A 23,674-nucleotide genomic window follows, 5' to 3' on the forward strand; every position below is an offset into this window, starting at 1 on the left:
TAACATGAAAAAAAGAATAAAGCTGATCCTGATTATTATTGGCGTTATAACATTACTGTTCCCTTTTTGGTTGCCAGCCTTCTTGGTTTCCACTTTTAGCTTAATTGATGGTTTTAATAGTCAAATTCTCCCCTCATCGGTTCGCTTTGATGAACGTAATTTCTTACTGGGATTGTGGCTAGGTTCTCTTATTATGACGATTGTAATGTTATTGCAATCGTGGAGAGCTAAAAATATTTACTATTTATTCGGTGGGGGACTCGTGCTTTTAATGGCGCTGGGTGTGTCATTTTCGGTGATCCCAAAGAATGAATTAGAAGATCGTCGTCGTTTTGTTTTACAAAATATTGAGCAGTCAGAATGGCAAAATTATCATTATTTTGTTGTTAATAGTGAAGATGATATTCGTAAAGTTATTCGGTCTAATCAAGCTAAAGCATTGGCATCGCTTAGCGCGATTGAAAAAACACGAATAGCTTTACCAGGATTAGATTATTTTAGTGATGATGTGGTTGCTGCGACAAAAGCGAAAGACGCTTATTTAGTTCATGCAAAAGGCACACCAGAACGTACGGACGCTTTAAAAACACTCAATTTTTATGGCGACTGGCTATTAAATCAACCTGAGATTATGGTTGCTCAGGCGTTAGCTTCCCTTTCAAGTAGTCATGATGCTCAATTAACGCAATCAGGTATTAATGTTATTGCTGTTGCACCCTTATCACCTGAAGCATGGCAAGTTTTAGCACTGACTTATATTGCTCATCGTTCTCCCGATGCTCAAGTTGAAAAAGCGATGTTAGCGTTAATGGTAGCGGATACACTGACACAGGCTAAACAAGCTCGTCATGATGTTTCAGCACAACAATTATTGAAAAAAGCAATTTCAGAGCTTACTGAAAATCAGCGTCAGATTTATCAGATATTACAAGCGCGTGTTATTGAAGATCGTTATTATCGACAAAATAGCTCTCCTCCTGAAGATGTCACAACGTTGGCAAATCAACGATTACCAGTGAGTAACGCAATAAATAGTGATTTAACCACTTATCTTGAAATGCAATCAATGATGGAAAAACAGTATCCCGGAGAAGTGATAGTTGAATCACCTAATGAAGTAAAAAACTTAACTGAGATCCGTTATCCGACAATTAGAAGATATATCCCTCGTGCAGAGGTTATTTTATCCATTGATGTCGATCCTCAAGGGCGTATTTCAGGGCTTTGGGTGCAAAACAGTAGTGGTGTTGATGCTTTTGATGATCAAGCCGTGAGCGCAGCTCGTCATTGGCGTTTTATGCCAAATAAAGACGGATATCGCCAACGTGTAACAGTGCGTTTTGAAAGCACTCGCCTTGGTTGGAAAGAGTATGCTGTTAAGTTGCAATCAACATTGATCAAACTGGTTAAAGCTTACGCAAGACAAGAAGCAAAAGGGATAACACTTACCGAAAATATTTATTCAGAATTGAAAAAACAAGCGCCAGAATTAGACGATGAAAGAGAACTAACTCGCTCTAGCTATGATCCTTATGCTTCTTATTACCCTAGACTATCGCAAAAGCAGCAAGAAAAGCGAGCTGCGCTACAAGCAATCTTAAAAGAGTTGCAGGCATTGCCTAATAGCGAGAATAATCATGAAAATTGGGATAACAGTATTCGCTTTTTAAATGAAAAGCTCGCTCTTCATCAAGATAATGCCGATATTGTGAGAACAGTGGCGCGTTTTGAATTGCAATATTACAACATAGGAACAAATAATTTAGCAAGATCGCCTAATATTTATCCTCAAGAAAAAAGATATTGGCAAACCTTATTACTTAATGCACGTACACATTTTGAACAGGCTATTGCATTAGATCCTGATCGTGAAGATGTCTGGTTAGGTTGGGGAATAACATGGCTCGATGAAGATCCTGAAATTGCAGCGGGTGCATTTGCTAAAGCCTCACAGCAGAAGTCAACAGAAAGTATTGGTTCTCTTATGCAACTGTTAGAAATGCGTATGGTGATGGATACACTTGAAGGCGTGCGTTTAGAGCGTTATCAGACCTTGCGCGCAAGAATGGATATGCGTTATTTACCTGAAGATATCGAAATTAAGCCTGAAGATGATTATCTCAGTGTTGATTTAACTCAGATTCAATTAGCTCAACGTGCAATACCCGCATCAGATCCGAATAGCAAAGTTGTTCGCTTACCATTGAATACCGATAAAATTGAGCAATCAAATCGAACATTTAGTATTGATTTCTCATCAGCCAATATCAATGGCGGTGATCAGGTATTACCGAAAGTGAAGGCACCTAGCACAGCACCTAAAACAGGGGATATGATCTTACAACTTGATGTTGATCCTCAAGGTGTTCCTACCGTGGTTTTATTGAAATCTGGCAGTGGTGACATGAGCATAGATAATGCTGTTATTGATGCTGCATATCAATGGCGTTTTAATGGTTCACCAGTTCGAAAAGGTAGTGTGCTTTTGATATCAGTTCAATTTAGCCAATAATTACCATTTAATTAAATAATTGTTATAAAAAACCTCCTTTTTTGTTGGTGAAAAGGGGGTTTTCTTCTTTTTAGTGATTTTCTAACTTATTGAAAGTCATAAATTTGTTATCTTGATCACAAAAAAATCACCATTTAAAAATAGTAGAACCACTTAACTCAGAAAACAGACCGCTTAATTCTTTATACAACCGCTAAGAGATTTAATCACATCATTCCAATGTAAGAATTCTTATTATGTCGCTGCGGGTAGTTATCTTTTAGATTCGCTCAAATAATTTTCTGCTGTCCCGCATTACTCTTTGGCTGTTCGGTCTTGCCTGAAAAAAAGGTGTCTCATGAACAAAAATGCATTTTTAAAGCACGTACCTTGGGTGATCCTCGGGATTATCGGTGCTTTTTGTCTTTCAGTGGTTGCACTTCGCCGTGGTGAACACGTCAGTGCACTATGGATAGTTGTTGCTTCTGTTGCTGTCTACTTAGTTGCTTATCGTTACTATAGTCTTTACATCGCTCAAAAAGTGATGAAGTTAGATCCAACTCGAGCTACACCTTCTGTTGTTAACAATGACGGTTTGAACTACGTTCCAACTAACCGTTATGTTTTATTTGGTCACCACTTTGCTGCTATCGCAGGTGCGGGTCCTTTAGTTGGACCCGTTCTTGCTGCTCAAATGGGGTACTTACCGGGTACACTTTGGCTATTAGCTGGGGTTGTGCTTGCTGGTGCAGTACAAGACTTTATGGTGTTGTTTATTTCAACGCGCCGTAATGGTAACTCACTTGGTGAGATGATAAAGAAAGAGATGGGTCCAGTTCCGGGTACTATCGCTTTATTCGGCTGTTTCCTTATCATGATCATCATTCTTGCTGTGCTTGCACTTATCGTTGTTAAGGCATTAGCAGAAAGCCCATGGGGTGTATTTACTGTTTGTTCAACAGTACCTATTGCCCTGTTTATGGGTATCTACATGCGTTATATCCGTCCAGGTCGTGTCGGTGAAGTATCTGTTATTGGTATTGTCTTACTGATCGCAGCGATTTGGTTTGGTGGTGTTATTGCTCACGACCCATTCTGGGGCCCAGCGTTAACCTTTAAAGATACAACAATTACTTTTGGTCTTATTGGTTATGCTTTCGTGTCTGCATTATTACCAGTATGGTTAATTCTTGCACCACGTGACTATTTAGCAACTTTCCTGAAAATTGGTGTTATCGTTGGTTTAGCTGTAGGTATTGTGATTTTAAACCCTGAACTGAAAATGCCAGCAGTTACTCAATACATCGATGGTACTGGACCATTATGGAAAGGGGCTTTATTCCCATTCTTATTTATCACTATCGCTTGTGGTGCCGTTTCTGGTTTCCACGCCCTGATTGCTTCAGGTACAACACCTAAGCTTATCGCAAATGAAATGGATGCGCGTTTTATTGGTTATGGTGCAATGTTAATGGAATCATTCGTTGCGATCATGGCGCTAGTCGCTGCATCTATCATTGAACCAGGCCTGTATTTTGCTATGAATACCCCACCATCAGGTTTAGGCATTACAATGCCGAATCTACATGAATTAGGTGGTGAAAATACAGCTGTTATCATGGGGCAGTTAAAAGAAGTTACCGTACATGCAGCTGCAACAGTCAGTTCATGGGGCTTTGTTATCTCTCCAGAAGAAATCTTACAAACAGCGAAAGATATTGGTGAACCTTCCGTATTAAACCGTGCTGGTGGTGCGCCTACCTTAGCGGTTGGTATCGCGATGGTGTTCCATAAAATCATTCCTGCTGCGGATATGGGCTTCTGGTATCACTTTGGGATCTTGTTTGAAGCGCTCTTTATTTTAACCGCATTAGACGCAGGTACACGTTCTGGTCGCTTCATGCTTCAAGACTTATTAGGTAACTTTATTCCTTACTTGAAGAAAACAAACTCGTTCATTCCGGGTGTGATTGGTACAGCGGGTTGTGTCGGCTTATGGGGATATCTGTTATACCAAGGTGTTGTTGACCCATTAGGCGGCGTTAAGAGCTTGTGGCCACTGTTTGGTATTTCAAACCAAATGTTAGCGGCGGTTGCTCTGGTATTAGGTACTGTTATCTTAATTAAGATGAAACGTACTAAATATATTTGGGTGACAGTTGTTCCGGCAGTATGGTTATTAATTTGTACAACATGGGCATTAGGTCTGAAACTCTTCAGCGATGATCCACAAATGGAAGGTTTCTTCTACTTAGCAAATGAATACAAAGCTAAGATCTTAGCGGGTGGTGCGGACTTAACTGCGGTTGAAATTAACAATATGAATCATATTGTAATTAATAACTACACCAATGCTGGTTTAAGTATTCTATTCTTGTTAGTTGTTTACAGCATCATTTTCTACGGTTTCCGTACCGCAATGAAAGCGCGTAAAAATCCAGAAGAAACAGCACAAGAAACACCGTATGTTCCTATGCCAAAAGATGTAAAAGTGTCCTCAGGTCACTAATTTAGGTAAATAGGTTAAACCCCCGCGCTGGCTTACCAGTGCGGGGCTTAGGAGAAACTTATGTTTGGTAATTTAGGGCAAGCTGGTAAATATCTAGGACAAGCAGCACGTATGCTAATAGGTATTCCTGATTACGATAATTATGTGCAGCATATGAAAGATAACCATCCAGATAAGCCTGTTATGACCTATAACGAGTTTTTCCGTGAACGTCAGGAAGCCCGTTATGGCGGTGGTGATGGTAAAGGCGGTTTTCGCTGTTGCTAATGATCCGTAAAGGAGATAAATGATGGAACCTATTGCAGTGACAATACTGACCGGTTTTTTAGGTTCAGGTAAAACAACACTTTTACGCCATATGCTTAATGAAGAGCATGGATATAAAATTGCCGTTATTGAAAATGAATTTGGTGAAGTACCTATCGATGATGAAATCATTGGTGATAGAGCCACTCAAATTAAAACACTGACCAATGGTTGTATTTGTTGTAGTAAATCGAATGAATTAGAAAACACGCTATTAGACTTATGTGACAGTCTAGATCGCGGTGAAATTGAGTTTGATAGATTAGTTATTGAATGTACTGGCATGGCTGATCCTGGTCCTATTAGCCAAACTTTCTTTTCTCATGAGATCATCTGCCAGCGCTACTTATTAGATGGCATTATCACACTTGTTGATAATGTTCATGCTCAGCAACAACTGGATCAATTTACGATTGCACAATCACAAATTGGTTATGCTGACCGGATTCTGTTAACAAAAACAGATATCACTCCAGCCTCTCCTGAATTAATGGCACGATTAAGACGTATTAATGCCAGAGCACCTGTACATACCGTTATTCATGGACAAGTTGATTTAGGACTCCTGTTTAACGTAAAGGGTTTTATGTTGAACGATAATCTTGATGTAAAACAGCCCCTGTTTCGTTATCAGGCAGAAAAGCAAGATGATATCAATTCGATTGTGTTAACTTTTGACTATCCCGTTGAGTTACAAGAAGTTTCAGACGTAATGGAAAAATTATTATTAAGCTTTGCTGATAATCTTTTACGTTATAAAGGGATATTAAATATTAAAGATCAACCTAATCGCTTGTTATTCCAAGGTGTACAACGCCTTTATAGTGCGGATTGGGATAGACCGTGGCATGAAGATGAAACTCGTCAAAGCACATTGGTCTTTATTGGTATTCAATTACCAGAAGATGAGATAAGAGCTAGTTTTGATGCATTAATGCCAAGTACGCAAGAAAATGCACATTAACCCAATACCCTGTAGTGAGTGTTAGAGAGTAGTACGAAGTAAGTAGTAGAAGTAACCGTAGTATAGTCGTAAATAGCAGTAACGAATATTGATAAGCTCCTGACTTGAGGAGGATCCTGTTCCTAGGATCTTATGTTTCACCCCATAATAACCAACATTATGGGGTGTTTTTTTAAATGCTCAAATTAGCCATTAGCAACGGCTTTATATTCCATGATCTCAATAATTTGAACATCAGTATGTTGCATTGCACGGCTTGCTAGTGCACATAGATTTTCAATTGTAGAATCAACATCATGAGCGACAATACCATCATTACCTGTCACATAGGTGTTGTCTAGCGCCATTAACACAGCTTTATAAGCTGCGCTTGCTCCGGTTGAGACTTTCATCGCACAGCTATTAGAAGCGCCATCACAGATCACACCGCTGATATCACCAATCATGCTACTAATTGCCATAGCCATGGATTCATAGCGTTCATCCATTAGCCATGCAATTGCCCCAGCCGCGCCCATTGATGCTGTTGTTGCCGCGCATAATGCAGATAGAGCAGGGAATTTATGGTGAATATAGATAGCCAGTAAATGAGAAAGCATTAATGCTCTTGCCATTTTTTCTTCGCCAACTTGTAAATATTCAGCAACTACGACAACCGGCATCGTTGCGGCAATCCCTTGGTTACCAGAGCCAGAGTTACTCATTGCGGGTAAAACAGCCCCCCCCATACGTGCATCAGATGCAGCAGATGTACGGATCATGATTTCTGATAATAAATCTTTTGCTAATAAACCACGCTGTTGTTGGCGTTGCAAAGTTTGCCCAATATGTAAACCATAAGTATTGTTCAAACCTTCTTTTGATAATGCATCATTTAAGTGCGCTGACTCAAGAATAAAAGAAATTTCTTCTACAGGTATTTGGGTCACAAACTGGTAAATTTCTTGAGTATTGGTTTGGGTTAACGTTTCTTTTATTTCGCAAGGCGATGCTGATTGTTCTGCACCATCACAAGTGTTATCAAGAACAACTTTACCATTATGAATGATTTTAACGATATTGGTGTGATTGCCCGCAATAATGACTGTTGCACTGTTTTCGCCATCTTCAACAGTCACTTCGCTATATAGAACTTCTTTGCACGCTTTTTTAATCGAAACATTTACAATGCCAGCAGCTAATAGTGCTTTACTTTGCTCAATGTGTTCTGGTGTTGCATTCTTTAATACTTCAAGACCTGCTTCACAATCACCACCTACAGCACCTAAGCTTGCGGCAATAGATAATCCCACCATACCCGTGCCTGGTACGGTTACGCCCATACCATTTTTCATTAAATTAGGAGAGACTTCTGCACTAATGCGGGTAATAGCATGTTGTAAGTAACTTGCAGCTGTTGCAGCTGCTAATGCAAGCGAAATAGGTTCTGTACAACCTAAAGCGGGTTTTACTTGTTGTTTAACTGCCGCTATTAATATTTTCCAACGAGCAGATAATTGTTCTTTCATTGCATGCATCCAATAAACAGTGTGAGAATTCAAAGAGATATTCTATTTTTAATATCAACATCATACTGAATTTATTGGAGAAAGTTTTTTCTGAATTTACTATCACTATAAAAAATTTTAGAAAATATTACCCTTTAAGGCTTTTATATTGGTATTTTTTTCCACACAAAGTGAAGGCAATCATTTTGACTTATTAATGTAATTTATCAGCAAAAGAGATGATGGTTTGTATCCAAAGATATAAATAAGAGGGGATGAAAAATGCAGGTGAATAAGATAATTTAAGACATTAACGGTGAAGTAAAATAAAAAGGCAATAGAATGAATACACAATTCTATTGCTAGTATAATTATCATACTTAATGTGGGCTAACTCAAAATAGTTAAAATAAATGGCAATGAGTGAGTGGGGTTAATATCATGTCATCATTTTAACGAAATAAATAATAGGCGTTTTATTTTCTGGTGTATAAGAATAATACCTTATTATTTTGTTAATATTTTCATTGACTTATTTGTTTTATTTCTATTTTAAAAGTGAGTATTAAATATATTTTTAATAAAATATAACTAATTTTTTATTTATAAAAATAACAATAAAATATCTCTTCCTATTTTTAATATGTTTATTATTTGAAAATAACCTGAAGCAACCAATATTGCTTCAGGTATATTTATCAATAATAGAAGATAGCAATAATAGCACTGTGGAATACAAAACCTACCATAAGCGGTATTGCCGTCCTTTTTACAACATCAAACGGTTGTAATTTTGCGCCACTAGATACAGCAATAATAACACCTGCCACTGGAGACATACCTCGGCCCATATGTGACGCTTGTTGCATTGGTAAAATCATCGCAATGGGGTTTACACCCATGCTATGGGCAATTTGTGGGATCAGTTCAACGAATGCAAGGAAAGGAGCATTACCTGACCCCATAATAATCGCGGCAGCTAATGTTACGATAGCGAAGACCAATGCCATTGCAAATGGTGGTAGGCCAACAGATTCTGCCATAACGATCAGGCTGTCTATTGCACCACTGACTTTAATACCATGGGCAAAAACACCTGCTGCGACTAATAATCCAACAACATTACTAAATGCAGAACCCATCCCTTTTAAGAAATGCTGGAAGCCCGCACATACTGACTTAAAATCACGTAAACGTAATGTTTCAATCAGCATACAAATCGCCATTGAAATCAATACAATTGTGACGACATCAAGGTGAATACCTTCAACAAATAGGCTCGATGAACTTACTGCCATAATGATAGGTAACATTGGCAGTAAGGCATAAAAGCCGGGTACATTTTTATCACTCTTTACTTCTTCAGACAGTTTGCCTAATTGAGGTACAAATCCGGCTTTGCGGTCACAATGGCGCTGCCAGAAGATATGTGTAATACCAACCGCGAATACGGTAGCAATCGCCGCAGGTCCTTGGTAATAAAGCACATATTCAACAACGCCTAAGTCAACTGCCTTTGCACCACGAATAGCATCAATTGCCGTTGGGGTGTAAGCAACGCCTAATGAAGTTGCAATCACACCCGCAGCAGATGCGGGAGATAAACCAAGTCCTATCATAATTGGGAACATCGTACCCATTAATAGAACGGCCAACCCTGTTGCTGAAGGAATAGCAAGTTGCAAAATACTCGCGAGTAAAAAAGAGAAGAATAGCAACACGTAAGGTGAACGCATATTTTTCAATGGGCGAGTTGCAACACGTACAACGGCCTCATTGGCGCCAATATGATCCATATAATGCGCAAATCCCATTAATGCCATGATCATTAAACCCAGATCAGCAGCACGACTACTAAAGAGATCACGCATGACTTCAAAAGGATCTAGCCAGCCAATACCCGTTGTTTTGACATTTTTAGGAAGAATATCTCCCCAACCAAACACCATGGTTAGTGCCATTAAGGCTAAACCAGCAACGAATAAAACAGGCTCGGCTTTATATCCTTTCAAGATCATTCTAGCGACAATAACAACGACAATTAAGACCGCAAGAATTTGGATCATGCTTTAACTCCAGGTGCAAAGCGTTCAGCAGTAATTTTCACAACAGATTTTAAGACATCACTGGCAGCATAAAGCGATTTAACTGGCAGATATTCATAAATAGAGTGGAAGTTATGCGCACCTGTAAATATATTCGGGCAAGGTAAGCCATTTTGAGAAAGGGCTGCGCCATCATAACCACCACGCATTGGAATTGGGCGAGGAGTAATACCATTCGCTTCATAAGCCGCTACAGCGATATCGATAGGGTAGCGATTATCACCTTGTAGGCTATTAAACACGTTGGCATAACGGTCAGCGAGTTTACAAGTAACGGAGCCTTCGCCCCATAAACCTTCGCAATAATTTGAAAGTTGTTTTAAAAATGCCATGCGATGCGCATAACCTGCTTCGGTAAAATCACGTACATCCATTTTTAATACGGTACGCGCACTATTACCGGCTAACTGTTTAACCCAATAATAACCTTCACGGCCTTCGGTATATTCAGGCGCTTCACCACCCGGTAACATTGCAACAAACTTGTGCGCCATTAACAGTGAATTTTTTAATTTACCTTTTGCTGACATTGGGTGAGCAGATGCGCCAGTAAAGGTGATTTCAACATCACCTGCATTCCAGTTTTCATACACTAATTCACCAATACCACAGCAATCTAAGGTATAGGCAAAATCAGCACCAAATTCTTTAGTATCAAAGACTTTTGCACCACGTAAACCTTGTTCTTCATCAGGAACAAAACCAATTTTAACTGTTCCGTGTTTAATTTCGGGGTGCTGTTTAAAGTATTGCAACATATCCATAATAGAAGCGATAGCGGCTTTATCGTCAGCACCTAATAAGCTAGTACCATCGGTTACGATAATATCGTCACCAATATAGTTTTCTAATTCAGGGAATTCACTCTGACGTAAAAAGATCTCAAGTTCTTTATTTAAGCAAAGATCGCCACCTTTATAAGGTAGAATTTGTGCTTTAGTATCATTAGTTTGTTCAGCACTAGTGTCTAGATGACCAAAAAAGGCAACGGTTGGAACTTCATAATCAAGGTTTGAAGGAAGTGTCGCGGTAACAATGGCAGTATCACGAATTTTAATATCTTCGACACCTAACGCTTTTAACTCTTCAACCAATTGTAGTGCAAGCACTCGCTGACCTTCTGACGAAGGCATAATGCCAGCAGCGCCATTTTCCCTATTAGTGGTGGTGTTAACTTTTGTATAAGAAATAAACCGTTCAACGAGATTCATAACAAGACTCCATTGTGTTTGATTTTTTGTATTCTCTCTATTAAAGCTTAGTTGTCTCATTTATTGGAAAGGGCAACACCTACTTTTACCATAAAAAAAACAATATGGAATTATAGAAAAAGTATTATTTTTACAATAAAAATTTAATGTTGATGATTATTTAATTTTTGGTTTTTTATTTATTAAAAAAAATCATGCTTTGTATTGGGAGGGGTATTTTTGTTACTTTGTTGTTTCTATTTTTAATAAAGATAATCATAAAAAATCAATTTATCTATAGTTATATCTTTATCATAATTAATATATTTTATTTAAAATGATTAGAGTCTTTTCTGAAAATTAAGGACATTTATTAAAAAATATCAAATAAAAGTGATAGATGGAAAAAAAAGCGAGGATAAAATATCATTTATAAATAACTTAACGTAAATTTTAAAATGATGGATATTATCAATGAAGTCAGAGAAAAAACACGTTTTATTACTAATAAATTAGACTCTATAAATGAAAAAATAAAATTATCTATTTCTAAATTATCTATTAAAATAAAGAATTCAATAAATGAATTCATTTATCAGAATAGTTATGAAAATAAAATTAGATTTGATAAAAAGACTACATTTTTAAAATCTAAACAGTTAATCATTCGAAATAAAGAAGAAACTAATGTAATTAATGAAGAAATAGATGCTAATATTACAAATAATAAAGAAAATCTTTTAAAAGAAAAGTGGGAAATTTTGAATAATATTGAACTTCCAAATGGAGATTTAATTCCAATTGACAAGGCTATTAATAATATTCATTTAAGTAAACAAGATAGTATATTGAAAAGCAAATTATCACTAATTGATTATATTACAGATATACAGTTCAAATCATCAGTAAATAATAGAATGAAGTCTTCGAGTGAATTCAATGGTCATTTGAATTCATCTAATTTAGATAATAAAAATGAATCTGCTTATGTAAAATTTGGTGGTTATGAAAATGTATCTCATTTAGATAATAAAAATGAATCTGATTATGTAGAATTTGATGGTTATGAAAATATATCTCATTTAGATAATAAAAATGAATCTGATTATGTAGAATTTGATGGTGATGAAAATATATCTAATTTAGATAGTAAAAATAAATCTAATAATGTGGAACTTGATGGTGATGAAAATACATCTAATTTGAAATCTAATAATATGAATGACGGTTATTTAATAATGACTAAGCCAAAAAGTACCAGTGAAAATATGGGCGATAAATTTAATCCTAATGTCATTAAAAATGAAATTCTCTCTGAAAAAGAAGATTTTAAGTCTTTCTTGCTTGAAATTACAAAAAATATTTCATTGTTAGATAGGTTATCCGATGGGGAGAATAGTTATGGGTATGTATTTCTTGCTAAAGTTGCTAATTATTTAGAAGATTACAATAAATATAAAGAACAGAAAAAAATAGATTATTTTAATAAAGAGAATTATTTAAAAAAAATGGAAACCTCAGGTTATTTTTTTAATTTAAATAAAAGAATTAATAATATTATTTATTTGCAATATTTTAAAAAAGAACAAAGTACTCATGAAAATGGTGTTGTAGACAAAATTACTGTCACAGCTAACAATACTTTAAATGAAGTTGAAAAGTTAAAATAGGCAGAGAGGCCGAAAAAAGCTTTTGATGCGCATAATAAATTAAATAAAAATAATATTTTAAATGTATAGTGTTGTTCATAATAAATGGCAGATAAATGAGAAAAGGATTTAGTACAATCTATGATAGAGAAGGTTTAAGTAGAGAGCTCCTGTTAAAGCCTGATAATGATTTATCAGGCTTTTTAAGATTAAATATCCAAACGTTTAGCTTGCCATTTACGAGAGCGCCAACGCCATGCGTTAGTTAATCCACGTAGCCATTCATCACAAAGGAAACCAATCCAGATACCAATTAATCCCATTTCCATCTTAATACCAAGGAAATAACCGACAGGGATCGCAATACCCCACATAAAGCAAATTGCTGTCATCAGCGGGAATTTAGCATCGCCTGCAGCACGTAAGGCATTTACCATAACGATATTAAAAGTACGCCCTGGCTCTAAGAAGACAGACAAAATAAATAGAGGAATTAATTGGTCAATAATGCGTTGATCTTCTGTAATGGAATACAAAATAGGATCACGCATAAACCAATAAACAATCACGACTCCGATGGTAAATATCACACCCGTTTTTAAGCTTTTCCAGCCTCTAGTAAAAGCATCATCAAAGCGTTTAGCACCAACTAAGTGACCCACTAATATTTCATTACCAATACTAATCGCAATACCAAAAAGCATTAAAAATAATGACAGTTGGAAATAGAGAGTCTGTGCTGCAAGAGGGACTTCGCCCATTAATCCAATAAAGGCTGATGCAGTCATATAATGTAAAATCCAAACCAAGTTTTCTCCCGCTGCGGGTAAACCGATATGTAGGATTTTCCCTAACATATTTTTAGACCACACGACGAGTTGTTTGGCTTCGAATTTAATACGCAAACCGTAGAATAGTAATCCACACAGTAAGATAACAGCAATAATACGGCCGACAACGGTTGACCAAGCAACGCCGACTAATCCGTATTGTGGTAAGCCAAAAAAGCCATAAAGCACAATCATATTACCAATAACAGTAATAATATTGGCGATCAATGTGACATACATGGCAGCTTTAGACTTGCCATAAACTCTCAGACAAGCGGCAAGAATAATTGAAATAGCCTCAGGAATAAGGCAAATACCAATAATATGTAGGTAGTTGTAGCCATCTTGCACTAAATGCTCAGGCGTATTCATAATATGTAGAATATTGTAGCCAAAGAAAAGAATGATTAAAGCACTACTAATGCCAAGTAACGCGTTAAAAGCGATAGAAATATGAATTGCTTGGCTGGCTTTTTCTTTTTTACCTGCGCCTAAGTATTGGGCAATAACGACGCTACATCCCACACTAATAAAGCTAAAAATGGTGATAAAAAGATCAAAAACTTGGTTACCAACGCCCATGGCGGCTAAGTAAGCGGTGGAAACGTGGCTTACCATGTAAGTATTAATTAATAGTGTGGCTAGATGTAGAAAAATATCTATAAATATTGGCCAACTAAGGGAAAAAAGTGAGCGATCCGCTACATCAGACTGATGCATTGAAAACCTTCTTAAACACAGAGTGAAATCGATATTATTAATAAAACGCGTAGGAAGATAAGAGATTCTACAAGGTTTATTTATAAGGTAATAGTGCAAATAATGTTTATCTGGCAAAAAAGATATATATATGGTTTATTCATTGATAACTAATCACTATTATCATTAAGTGATGATTAACGTTAAAGTCAGGGGAATTAATGAATACTAAAATAAAAGTGGCTATTGTTGGCTATGGCAATATTGGTCGATTTGCATTAGAAGCAGTTCAAGCTGCTCAAGATTTTGAATTAATGGGGGTTGTTTGTCGTGATATCAATAATATTCCAGAAGAACTGCAAAATATTACCGTGACTAACGATATTAAAACATTAGGTAATGTTGATGTTGCTCTCTTATGTTCACCGACTCGTGCAATTAAAGAATTAGCTAAATCTATTCTAAGTTTAGGCATTAATACAGTAGATAGTTTTGATGTTCACAGTGAAATTGTGTCATTAAAAACAGAACTAGATGACGTTGCAAAAAAACACGATCGTGTAGCGGTTATTTCAGCCGGCTGGGATCCGGGTTCAGATTCTATTATTCGTACGTTAATGTTAGCCATGGCACCAAAAGGGCTCACTTATACTAACTTTGGGCCTGGTATGAGCATGGGGCACAGTGTAGCAGCTAAAACGATTGATGGCGTAAAAGATGCGCTTTCAATGACTATTCCATTAGGGACGGGGGTTCATCGTCGTATGGTTTACGTGGAATTAGAAGCTGGAGCGAATTTTAATCAAGTAGAGCAAGCCATTAAAGCTGATAGCTATTTCTCTTCTGATGAAACCCATGTGAAGCAAGTCGATTGTGTTGATAGCTTAAAAGATGTTGGACATGGTGTTCATATGACTCATAAAGGTGTTTCAGGTAAAACGCATAATCAATTATTTGAATATTCAATGCGTATTAACAATCCTGCATTGACATCTCAATTTATGGTCTCAGCAGCAAGAGCTAGTATGAAGCAACGTGCGGGTGCATATACGGTTATTGAGATCCCACCTGTTGATTTCTTAGCGGGTGATTTAAATACATTGATTGCAAAATTGGTCTAATTTTCATTAGTACTTTCTGCATAAAATATTGCCCACATAATGTGGGCAATATAGGTTAACGCTTAGGCAAACTTGATGATTTTGAATTAGCGTTTAATATTTTTAAATTCTTTGGTCGTTGCGGTTAATGCCACTTCTGTTGGTAAACGTTCCATTGAACTTGCACCATAGAAGCCGTGACAATCAGGGCAATTATCTAAGATATATTGTGCATCTTCTGGCGTTGCAATTGGGCCACCATGACAAAGCACAATGACATCAGAACGTACAGCTTTTGCCGCTTTGGCCCAGTCATTAATTAAAGGAACACAGTCCGCTAATGTTAATGCTGTTTCAGCACCAATATTACCACCCGTAGTTAATCCCATATGTGGCACAATAATATCAGCACCCGCCTCAGTCATTGCAATGGCATCTTCACGACTAAACACATAAGGTGTGGTTAGTAGATCTTTTTCGTGAGCTTGGCGGATCATATCTACTTCAAGCCCATAACCCATACCTGTTTCTTCTAGATTTGCGCGGAAATTGCCATCAATTAAGCCAACAGTTGGGAAATTCTGTACGCCAGCAAAGCCTGTTGCTTTAACTTCATCTAAGAATTTATCAAAGTTACAGAAAGGATCTGTACCATTAACGCCAGCAAGTACAGGTGTATGTTTAACAACAGGTAATACTTCTTTTGCCATATCCATAACGATCTCATTAGCGTTACCATAAGCTAATAAACCCGCTAAAGAACCACGGCCAGCCATACGATAACGACCAGAGTTATAAATAACGATAAGGTCAATACCACCGGCTTCTTCACACTTAGCTGAGAGCCCTGTACCTGCACCACCGCCAATAATTGGTTCGTGGCGTGCAATCATTTCATTGAATTTTTTTAGTAATGTTTCACGTGAATGAGTCATTCTTCTTTCTCCGTGGTTAACAAATAAGTTCCTGGTGTAAATCATAAATTTGCTGAGTAAATTCAGCAGAGTTTATGTGATAAGAACTGATGACTAATTGACGAGTCTCTGTCTCTTTAAATGTTGTTATAAATGCATCAAAAAACGCTTGGTTTGCTTTTGGATCCCAAAAAGGACCCCCTTTAATATCCAGAGCTGAAAAACCGCCCTGTGGTAATACAAACCGCAAAGGTCCTTCACACTGATTCATTTTTTCAGCGATCCAAATACCTAATTGACGGTTTTCCTCTGGTGTTGTACGCATTAAGGTGACTTGCGCATTGTGGTGATAAAATTGACGCCCTCTATATTTCTCAGGAACACTAGACGGGCGACCAAAATTCACCATATCTAATGCACCGCAAGAACCTATATAAGGGGTTTTGGTACGGGCGATTGCACCAAAACGGTCTTCATCACAAGCAAGCACACCGTCAAACAAGTAATCACAGACTTCGGTTGTTGTCAGATCGAGCACGCTATGAAGTAAGTGACCATCTGCCAGTTTTTCCATGGCTTTGCCGCCACTTCCTGTTGCGTGAAAAACAAGGCAGTCATAATTATTTTCGAGTTTTTGTGTAAGCTGTTGTACACAAGGCGTCGTTACACCAAACATTGTTAATGCAACAGCCGGTTTATCAACAACTTGTTCTTCTTGGTAAAAATAAACAGCGCCGGCGATTTGGTTCGCTGCATTTCTTAAAACTTTACGAGAAATGCGATTTAAGCCGGATACATCTGTGACGGAGTACATCATTGAGATATCACTTGCACCGATATAGCCTGAAATATCGCCAGACGCCATCGTTGATACCATCAATTTAGGTACGCCAATTGGCAGAGATTGCATTGCTGGTGTAATCAGTGCCGTTCCCCCTGAGCCGCCTAGTCCAAGAATGGCTAAGACATCATCACAGTGGGTTAAATAGTGTTCAAATGCGATTGACATCGCTTCTATTGCTTTCCCTCTATCGCCACAAAATACCGCTTCTGGGCCATTTGGGTGAAAGCGTGCAACTTCTAGGGCGGTGACATCAGCTTCTCTTGCTAATGCCGTGGGTTTGGTTGTCAAGTCAACGGTTTTAACAGGAAGGCCTGCTTTTTTAATTAAATCACTGACATAAAAAATCTCAGCACTTTTAGTATCAAGCGTTGTGGCAATATAAATAGAACCAGCATACTGTTTCATAAGCCTTCCCATACCTTTTATGATTATCGACGAATAGATTATAATCATAATGAGACTCGAGTTTCATTTATCATAGCACCGTTTTGAGACTCTTGTCTCATTATTTTTGTTTTTTGTACATTAGAGGTCGATAAGATGTGATTAATCACCTAAAGTAAACGTCAAATATTGTGAATATTTAGCTTAAGATAAGCTTGGCACATAAAAGTGTAGAAATAACGAAGGATCTTCTATGAGTTACAGTGATGAAACGGATGCAATGTCCGGTACACGAAAAAGAACCCATCAATTATTGGTGACAACGGCGTTGGGACTTTTTGAGCAAGGAATGCTACCGACAGTGTCAGAATTAGCCGCACATGCAGGTGTTTCGAGGGCAACTGCATATCGTTATTTTCCCACACAAAGTGATTTAATTAGTGCCACTGTTGATGCAAGTTTAGCGCCGATCATTGCATGGACACCCACTCCTGAAGATAATACGCAACAACGCATTACTGAGTTGCTCAATCTTGCCTATCCACAAATGTTTAAACATGAAGGTGCATTGCGTGGTGCATTGCAAGTCTCATTACAACAATGGGCAAAAGAGAGACAATCAAGTGAATATGCAGAAAAACGATTTATTCGCGGTCATCGTAAAGAGATTTTACTCAAAGTTATTGAACCATTAAAATCACACTATCCTCAAGAAATGTGGGATAAGGTGATTAAATCGTTCTCTTTAATTTACGGGTCTGAAGTCTTTTTGGTAATGAAAGATATCTGGAAAATGGATGATCAACAGGTCATTGATATGACTCAATGGATGGCAAAAGCTATTCTAAATCAGGCAAAATCTGATTATCCTGCAGATAACGATTAATTATTTGAATAAATCAGTTAAAATTGTATAAATCATTTACGTTTTAGCTATTGCAGGGATCGTTATGTCACACAAAACAGAAGACCAAGAGTGGCTGGTAGAACAACTACAATTTATTGCACAAGGCATTGGTAAAACATTATCGCCTTTTTGTGAAGTTGTACTTCATGATCTAACTGATAGTGAAAATACCATTATGGTCATTGAAAATAATCTATCAGGTCGAAAAGTAGGGGATAGAGCAACAGAATTGGGAATGGCGCGTATTGAATCGTCGGACTTTCCTCAGATTGTGGCAAATTACCCGAATCAATTTCCTGACGGTAGAACCGCAAAAAGTACCTCTATTGGTATTAAAGACAAACAAGGCAATTATGTTGCAGCGTTATGCTTGAATATTGATATTTCAATGATCAAAGGATTACAAATGGTGCTTAACCAATTTGCAACCCTTGAAGAAGGTAATGACATTATTGAAACCTTTAGTTCAGTGACGGAAGATTCGCTGAAAAAACGTATTGATGAGTTTTCTGCGACTTATTCAGTCACACCAAGAGCGCTAAAACCGCATCAAAGGCGCGAGTTGTTACTCTGTTTACAGGATGAAGGTTATCTTTCACTGCGTAAAGCAATGGAAATTACCGCACAATACCTCGGTGTTTCAAGAGCTACGGTGTATAACGATTTAAAAGAATGATTAAGAAATAAATTATTTTTAAATTCCAGCGGAATATAAATTAGTAAACTAAAAAAAGATATCACTTATTGATATCTTTTTTTTACTTCTATGCTTAATTATAAATTATATATACTTTTTTTATTGAATGTGATTGGTTTATTATTATTGTGCGATTTTTTATAAACTTAAAAAAATAAGCGGAATAGACTATCTATAATTATTCTTAAATGAGGCATTAAAAAATGGACATTTCTAAAATAACAAGTGAGTTTAATGCTAATATCAGTAATGTAAAGACTAAACTCAATAAGAAATGGATTAATTTAAAAAGTTTAAAATCTATTAAAAATACAAATTTAACAATTAATTATAGTTATAATAATAAAGGTCAACATATACCTTTATTGCCTATTTTTGAATATATAGATGCATGTACCAATTTATTAAATAAGACTCGGGAGAGCCAATTAGTATCTAAAGAGAGTAACTTGAGTAAATTTGATGATTTAGCTAAAGAATTGCAAGAATTAGCTAATGATAATAAAGAAGATCAACCCATTGAAGAAGAAAATAAACTCCCTAATTGGATTACTAACTCAGGAAAAGAAGCGCTAAATACAAATCAAAAAATTTATTTTAAAACAGAGAAGACAAGAAGTTTTAAAAACTTATTAATCTCCTTTATTTCCCCATTTAAATTTATAAATAGATCATTATTACCTGTAAAAATAAATTTTAAAAATAAAGATGTAAATAAAGCATTAAGTGAATTTAAATTTGATAATGCATTAAATGGTAAAGATGTTTTTAGTGATTTTTCTAATAAATTAAATAATCTAAATAAAACATTTACTGATAATGTTAATCAGATCATAACTAAAAAAATAAATAACCATAAGAAAATAGATGTTATGATTAAATATCAAACTTTAGAAAAGGCTTTGGAATGTAAGCTTATTAATGATATTAAATTGATAAAAAATGAATTAAAAGCTGATTTAGCTAAGAATAAATTCCAAGAAAACTATTATGATTTGCCTGATAATATAGTGAGTAAATTAAATTTTATTGTTATTTCAAATATAGATGAATTGTTTTCTTCTAATACAATTGATGATTTGAAAAATTTAATAAAAGAAAAAGTTAAGTTTCATGATAAGGATGTAAAACTTGGGGAGGGGGTTGATAATATTTTCGATTCTATTTTTAATGAAAAAAATAAATTAGCAATGAATCAAAATTTCGATGGTAATTTAAACGATGCTAAAAAAGAATTGTCTTTAAATATAACAAAAGCGTTATTTAACTACTTATCAAAAAATGAAAAGTTTATTGGTGAAGAAGAGTCTCTTTCTAAGGTAGACAACTTAATAAGAATGGTAAGTAAAGATATTTATAAAAACATGTGGGAGCCAACGGAGAAAATAATAAATTCTCTCAATAATAGTTTTTATGAAAACATAAAGAAAAATGATAATGGAAATAATCTTTTTTATCGATTATTTAAAAATTCAAGTAATAACATTAATTATAAATGGGCGCAAGATGCTATTGTTTTATTAATTAGCTATGAAACTTTTGAAAATAAAAAAAATGTAACAACTGATTACTATAATCAAGGTGTAGTGAAAGAAGGGGGTAATGGTACTATTAATACACAAAACACAGTAGTAGAAAACAAACTAAAAGGAGTTTTTAGTCGACTAGGGTTAAGTATTGATGATTTAGATAAATCGAAAGATGAAGTACTTAGAAAATACTTTTCAAATTATTTTGAACATATATGATTTTTTTATTAAATCATTTTTTATTTTCATGGTTAATAATTAATTTGTATATAACTTATATAGGCGAATAATCTATGATTATTAAACAAAATATATTTGAACAAAATATTTTATTTTTAAATAAACAACATTCTTTTCCCAAAAAAGAATGTTATATTTTTACAAAAAATATAAGCAAGATAAAGAATACCCCTGTTGCACCTTCTTTTGCTAAGAGATTTATTCATGGGGTAATTTCTCTATTCCATAAATTAGAGATTTTCTTTCTTATAAAGGATATAAAAAATAATAAACTGTCTGGTGTCGTTGATATAAATCAATATAGTAATATTTTTAATGAAATAGATAAAAAAAACACTGAAATATATAGTTTAATAAAAGATAAGGAAGGAATAAAATATAAAAATTTAAATGCTATAAATAAAATAATTTCTCATGCAAATGATAAGTTTGATTTTTACAGTTTCTGTGATTATTTAACTGAAGTAAAAAGAGCTAAAGATTTTTTCTCAGGACTAGATGATATAAAGAATGAAGACTCTAACAATAAATTAATTGTAGAGTGTTTAAATGAAATTATGAAGCTTAGAATAAGCTCAATAGATGATGAAAGTATAAAAAATATTTTTAAATTAATATTTTTAAAATTTAAATTTGAAAATATTCATTTAAATAAAAAGTATGACTTTATGAGTAACTTTTCAACGGAAAAAGAAAGAGATAATTTTATAAAATCAATGAATTTTTTACTTATAAGTATTGAAGAAGTTCAATTGTTTGATAAGTTTGATAATAATATAAAAAATGAAGTGGAAAATAAATTATCAGCTATTATGATGATAGCACTTAATAAAAATATGGGTAGTGAATATTACTTTAATGACTTAATGCAAGAATGGATAGGGAAATATATTAGTGATAACCATAATACGATAAAAACAAATACGATAGTAGATACAGGTAAGCAAATAGATACATATATAATTAATGATGTAGCTGGGGAAAGTGAAAATGAAGATTTGAATACATTATTGAATTATGATTTTTTTTTTAAAATGGACGAAGAATTAGAAAAGGAAATAGACGAGGGAGTAAAAATAGACGAGGAAGTAAAAATAGACGAGGAAGTAGAAATAGACGAGGGAGTAGAAAAAGAAATAGACAAGGGAGTAGAAAAAAAAATAGACAAAGAAGTAGAAGAGGAAAATAGAATCAAAAAAAAGGCAGAGGAAGAAGCAGATAAACTAATTAGCGAAATAAAAGTAAATGTAGAAAAGGAATTAAAGTTAATAATTGATAAGTTAGAAAGTAAACATAATGAAGAAGATATTATTAATATATTAATTGAATATTCCAATGATTCGGAAAATAAAATTTCAAATATTATTTCATCTATGGATGAAATAGTGAAAAAACACAATGAAATTAATTTGATAGAGGAGGAAATTAAGGAGATTTTATCTGGTGATGATAAGAAAGTAAACACGGATTTTGATATTCATGCAAATGAAGCACAAGAAATAATGACCTCTATGCATAATATTTTAGCTTCTATAAACCAGTTAAAAGAGAGAGGTAATGCAGAAGCTGATGAAAGTGATTCTTATAATGAAATAAAAGATCTTTTAACTAAATTAAAAGAAAATATAAATAAAAAAAATGAAATTGATGAAAGCTATGAATTGCCAATAAAAAATAATATAAAAGAGCTAATGAATGAATTTGAAATTTCCATTTCAAAGATGGAGGAATTGCTTTTAGATGATGATCTAATTAAATTAGATAACACATCGAAAAGTGAGAATGTTTTAAAAAATAATATCTCTGAGTTAAATCAATTAGAACCGATGAAAGAAAAGATTAATGAATCTGTTCCAGAAGAACCAATGTCAATAATTTTTGACGAAAGTTATTCTAAAATAGATAATTCAGTTTCATCATTGATGGAAAAAATAAATAAAGAAATTAATAGAGAAGTGTTAGATAAAAAAGACACCTATAGTTATAGTATTAGTTCAGGCTTTGAATTTGTAAATAAAGTAAGAGAGAAAATGGAGGAAAATAGAAAATCAAGAAGTACGAGAAATAATCTTATAAAAAATAAAGTATTAGATAAAATTATAAATGATTTTATGGGAAATAATATTGGCAAAAAGTATGATTTTGACTTTTTGAAAAGTGAAATTGAAAGGGTTGAAAAAAGAAATAAAGAGAGTAAAGAGTCATTAGACAATGAAAGAAAAATATCGATAATAGAAAGTAAAATAGAGAACGCTAAGGATTTAAAATTCAATGAAAACAAATCAAAAGATAAAATAGCTTCAATTGGTGAATCCTCAATAAATTTAAATATAGGTGAAAACTCAAATGAAGTTAATATCGATAATGGAGGGGATTTTCAATCTAATATTATTTTTGAAAGTAATCTGGATGACATCTACTTTGATGATTATAAAAATATGAAATATTTTAAAATAGAAAGTCCCTTTATAATTTTTGAGTTTAATAAAAGTGAAAATAATAATGCAAAAATTAAATTTAACTATTCTAATAGTAAGGTTTTCTATTCTGGGTTAAATTTAAAAAGTAAAGAAATAAAATGTAATAATTTTTTAATTAAAGACTATATAAATAGTGAAGTTGGAAAAAATATAAATGAGTTTATTAATGCTAAAATAACGAAAAGTGAAAAACTAGTAGATAAAAAAACATCCGATAATTTTAAGATGGCAATAAATAGCATAGTAATTGAGATTAATAGAGATCTAAAAAATAAGAGTAATGAAAAAAATAAGAGTAATGAAAAAAATAAGAGTAAGAAAAAAAGTAATAGTAAGAAAAAATAAAAAA

Annotated in this window: 16 protein-coding genes; 10 read left to right on the forward strand and 6 right to left on the reverse strand. The window is 34.5% G+C overall.

Features of this window, described 5'->3' with window-relative positions:
- The first annotated feature begins 4 nt into the window (after window positions 1-4).
- The 4 genes from H1225_RS01470 to yjiA all read left to right on the forward strand — a co-directional run bounded on the left by H1225_RS01470 (window position 5) and on the right by yjiA (window position 6,270).
- A complete protein-coding gene (locus H1225_RS01470) occupies window positions 5-2,512 on the forward strand; it encodes an energy transducer TonB family protein (protein ID WP_161748093.1) in 2,508 nt (835 codons plus the stop codon).
- Window positions 2,513-2,849: 337 nt separating this feature from the next.
- Complete coding sequence (locus H1225_RS01475) at window positions 2,850-5,000, forward strand: carbon starvation CstA family protein (RefSeq protein WP_006535035.1); 2,151 nt, start codon at window positions 2,850-2,852, stop codon at window positions 4,998-5,000.
- Window positions 5,001-5,060: 60 nt separating this feature from the next.
- On the forward strand, window positions 5,061-5,267 hold the full coding sequence (locus tag H1225_RS01480; protein WP_004245057.1) for a YbdD/YjiX family protein: 207 nt from the start codon (window positions 5,061-5,063) through the stop codon (window positions 5,265-5,267).
- 22 nt (window positions 5,268-5,289) lie between these two features.
- The gene (gene yjiA, locus H1225_RS01485; protein WP_109399275.1) at window positions 5,290-6,270 is read left to right on the forward strand and encodes a GTPase; all 981 of its coding nucleotides are present in this window, start codon (window positions 5,290-5,292) and stop codon (window positions 6,268-6,270) included.
- A 185-nt stretch (window positions 6,271-6,455) separates the two neighbouring features.
- On the opposite strand, the gene H1225_RS01490 is transcribed toward yjiA, so the two are convergent.
- From H1225_RS01490 to pepT, 3 genes are all read right to left on the reverse strand, one after another.
- The gene (locus H1225_RS01490; RefSeq protein ID WP_161671069.1) at window positions 6,456-7,778 is read right to left on the reverse strand and encodes an L-cysteine desulfidase family protein; all 1,323 of its coding nucleotides are present in this window, start codon (window positions 7,776-7,778) and stop codon (window positions 6,456-6,458) included.
- A 677-nt stretch (window positions 7,779-8,455) separates the two neighbouring features.
- On the reverse strand, window positions 8,456-9,823 hold the full coding sequence (gene dcuC, locus H1225_RS01495; RefSeq protein WP_072063640.1) for a C4-dicarboxylate transporter DcuC: 1,368 nt from the start codon (window positions 9,821-9,823) through the stop codon (window positions 8,456-8,458).
- Entirely contained in the window at window positions 9,820-11,073 is a 1,254-nt protein-coding gene (gene pepT, locus H1225_RS01500) for a peptidase T (RefSeq protein WP_109847866.1), read from the reverse strand. The genes dcuC and pepT overlap by 4 nt, the downstream gene beginning before the upstream one ends.
- A 437-nt stretch (window positions 11,074-11,510) precedes the next feature.
- On the opposite strand from pepT, the gene H1225_RS01505 reads away from it, so the two are divergent.
- Window positions 11,511-12,722, forward strand: coding sequence for a hypothetical protein (locus H1225_RS01505; RefSeq protein WP_219515487.1), 1,212 nt, complete (start codon window positions 11,511-11,513; stop codon window positions 12,720-12,722).
- Between the two features lie 188 nt (window positions 12,723-12,910).
- On the opposite strand, the gene H1225_RS01510 is transcribed toward H1225_RS01505, so the two are convergent.
- Window positions 12,911-14,251, reverse strand: coding sequence for an MATE family efflux transporter (locus H1225_RS01510; protein ID WP_109399270.1), 1,341 nt, complete (start codon window positions 14,249-14,251; stop codon window positions 12,911-12,913).
- 200 nt (window positions 14,252-14,451) lie between these two features.
- On the opposite strand from H1225_RS01510, the gene H1225_RS01515 reads away from it, so the two are divergent.
- A complete protein-coding gene (locus H1225_RS01515; RefSeq protein WP_239739393.1) occupies window positions 14,452-15,351 on the forward strand; it encodes a diaminopimelate dehydrogenase in 900 nt (299 codons plus the stop codon).
- An 86-nt stretch (window positions 15,352-15,437) separates the two neighbouring features.
- Here H1225_RS01515 and H1225_RS01520 read toward each other — a convergent pair whose 3' ends face one another.
- Together H1225_RS01520 and H1225_RS01525 are read right to left on the reverse strand one after the other, a co-directional pair.
- A complete protein-coding gene (locus H1225_RS01520; RefSeq protein ID WP_072063635.1) occupies window positions 15,438-16,265 on the reverse strand; it encodes a phosphoenolpyruvate hydrolase family protein in 828 nt (275 codons plus the stop codon).
- Between the two features lie 16 nt (window positions 16,266-16,281).
- A complete protein-coding gene (locus tag H1225_RS01525; RefSeq protein WP_239739395.1) occupies window positions 16,282-17,493 on the reverse strand; it encodes a Tm-1-like ATP-binding domain-containing protein in 1,212 nt (403 codons plus the stop codon).
- A 232-nt stretch (window positions 17,494-17,725) separates the two neighbouring features.
- Here H1225_RS01525 and H1225_RS01530 point away from each other — a divergent pair, with 232 nt between their 5' ends.
- From H1225_RS01530 to H1225_RS01545, 4 genes are all read left to right on the forward strand, one after another.
- Window positions 17,726-18,358 (forward strand): TetR/AcrR family transcriptional regulator, encoded by a 633-nt coding sequence (locus H1225_RS01530; protein ID WP_072063633.1) that lies wholly within the window; start codon window positions 17,726-17,728, stop codon window positions 18,356-18,358.
- Between the two features lie 64 nt (window positions 18,359-18,422).
- A complete protein-coding gene (locus H1225_RS01535; protein ID WP_006535016.1) occupies window positions 18,423-19,055 on the forward strand; it encodes a helix-turn-helix transcriptional regulator in 633 nt (210 codons plus the stop codon).
- 224 nt (window positions 19,056-19,279) lie between these two features.
- On the forward strand, window positions 19,280-20,824 hold the full coding sequence (locus H1225_RS01540; RefSeq protein ID WP_161671066.1) for a hypothetical protein: 1,545 nt from the start codon (window positions 19,280-19,282) through the stop codon (window positions 20,822-20,824).
- Between the two features lie 74 nt (window positions 20,825-20,898).
- Window positions 20,899-23,670, forward strand: a complete 2,772-nt coding sequence (locus H1225_RS01545) for a hypothetical protein (protein ID WP_239739396.1) — start codon at window positions 20,899-20,901, stop codon at window positions 23,668-23,670.
- Window positions 23,671-23,674 lie beyond the last annotated feature (4 nt).

The organism is Proteus penneri (genome assembly GCF_022369495.1).
Classification (GTDB): domain Bacteria; phylum Pseudomonadota; class Gammaproteobacteria; order Enterobacterales; family Enterobacteriaceae; genus Proteus; species Proteus penneri.

Excerpts from the sequence above, each read along its gene's own strand:
- H1225_RS01470 (WP_161748093.1), top strand. The coding sequence starts at position 5 with ATGAAAAAAAGAATAAAGCTGATCCTGATTATTATTGGCGTTATAACA.
- H1225_RS01475 (WP_006535035.1), top strand. The coding sequence starts at position 2,850 with ATGAACAAAAATGCATTTTTAAAGCACGTACCTTGGGTGATCCTCGGG.
- H1225_RS01480 (WP_004245057.1), top strand. The coding sequence starts at position 5,061 with ATGTTTGGTAATTTAGGGCAAGCTGGTAAATATCTAGGACAAGCAGCA.
- yjiA (WP_109399275.1), top strand. The coding sequence starts at position 5,290 with ATGGAACCTATTGCAGTGACAATACTGACCGGTTTTTTAGGTTCAGGT.
- H1225_RS01490 (WP_161671069.1), bottom strand. The coding sequence starts at position 7,778 with ATGAAAGAACAATTATCTGCTCGTTGGAAAATATTAATAGCGGCAGTT.
- dcuC (WP_072063640.1), bottom strand. The coding sequence starts at position 9,823 with ATGATCCAAATTCTTGCGGTCTTAATTGTCGTTGTTATTGTCGCTAGA.
- pepT (WP_109847866.1), bottom strand. The coding sequence starts at position 11,073 with ATGAATCTCGTTGAACGGTTTATTTCTTATACAAAAGTTAACACCACC.
- H1225_RS01505 (WP_219515487.1), top strand. The coding sequence starts at position 11,511 with ATGATGGATATTATCAATGAAGTCAGAGAAAAAACACGTTTTATTACT.
- H1225_RS01510 (WP_109399270.1), bottom strand. The coding sequence starts at position 14,251 with ATGCATCAGTCTGATGTAGCGGATCGCTCACTTTTTTCCCTTAGTTGG.
- H1225_RS01515 (WP_239739393.1), top strand. The coding sequence starts at position 14,452 with ATGAATACTAAAATAAAAGTGGCTATTGTTGGCTATGGCAATATTGGT.
- H1225_RS01520 (WP_072063635.1), bottom strand. The coding sequence starts at position 16,265 with ATGACTCATTCACGTGAAACATTACTAAAAAAATTCAATGAAATGATT.
- H1225_RS01525 (WP_239739395.1), bottom strand. The coding sequence starts at position 17,493 with ATGAAACAGTATGCTGGTTCTATTTATATTGCCACAACGCTTGATACT.
- H1225_RS01530 (WP_072063633.1), top strand. The coding sequence starts at position 17,726 with ATGAGTTACAGTGATGAAACGGATGCAATGTCCGGTACACGAAAAAGA.
- H1225_RS01535 (WP_006535016.1), top strand. The coding sequence starts at position 18,423 with ATGTCACACAAAACAGAAGACCAAGAGTGGCTGGTAGAACAACTACAA.
- H1225_RS01540 (WP_161671066.1), top strand. The coding sequence starts at position 19,280 with ATGGACATTTCTAAAATAACAAGTGAGTTTAATGCTAATATCAGTAAT.
- H1225_RS01545 (WP_239739396.1), top strand. The coding sequence starts at position 20,899 with ATGATTATTAAACAAAATATATTTGAACAAAATATTTTATTTTTAAAT.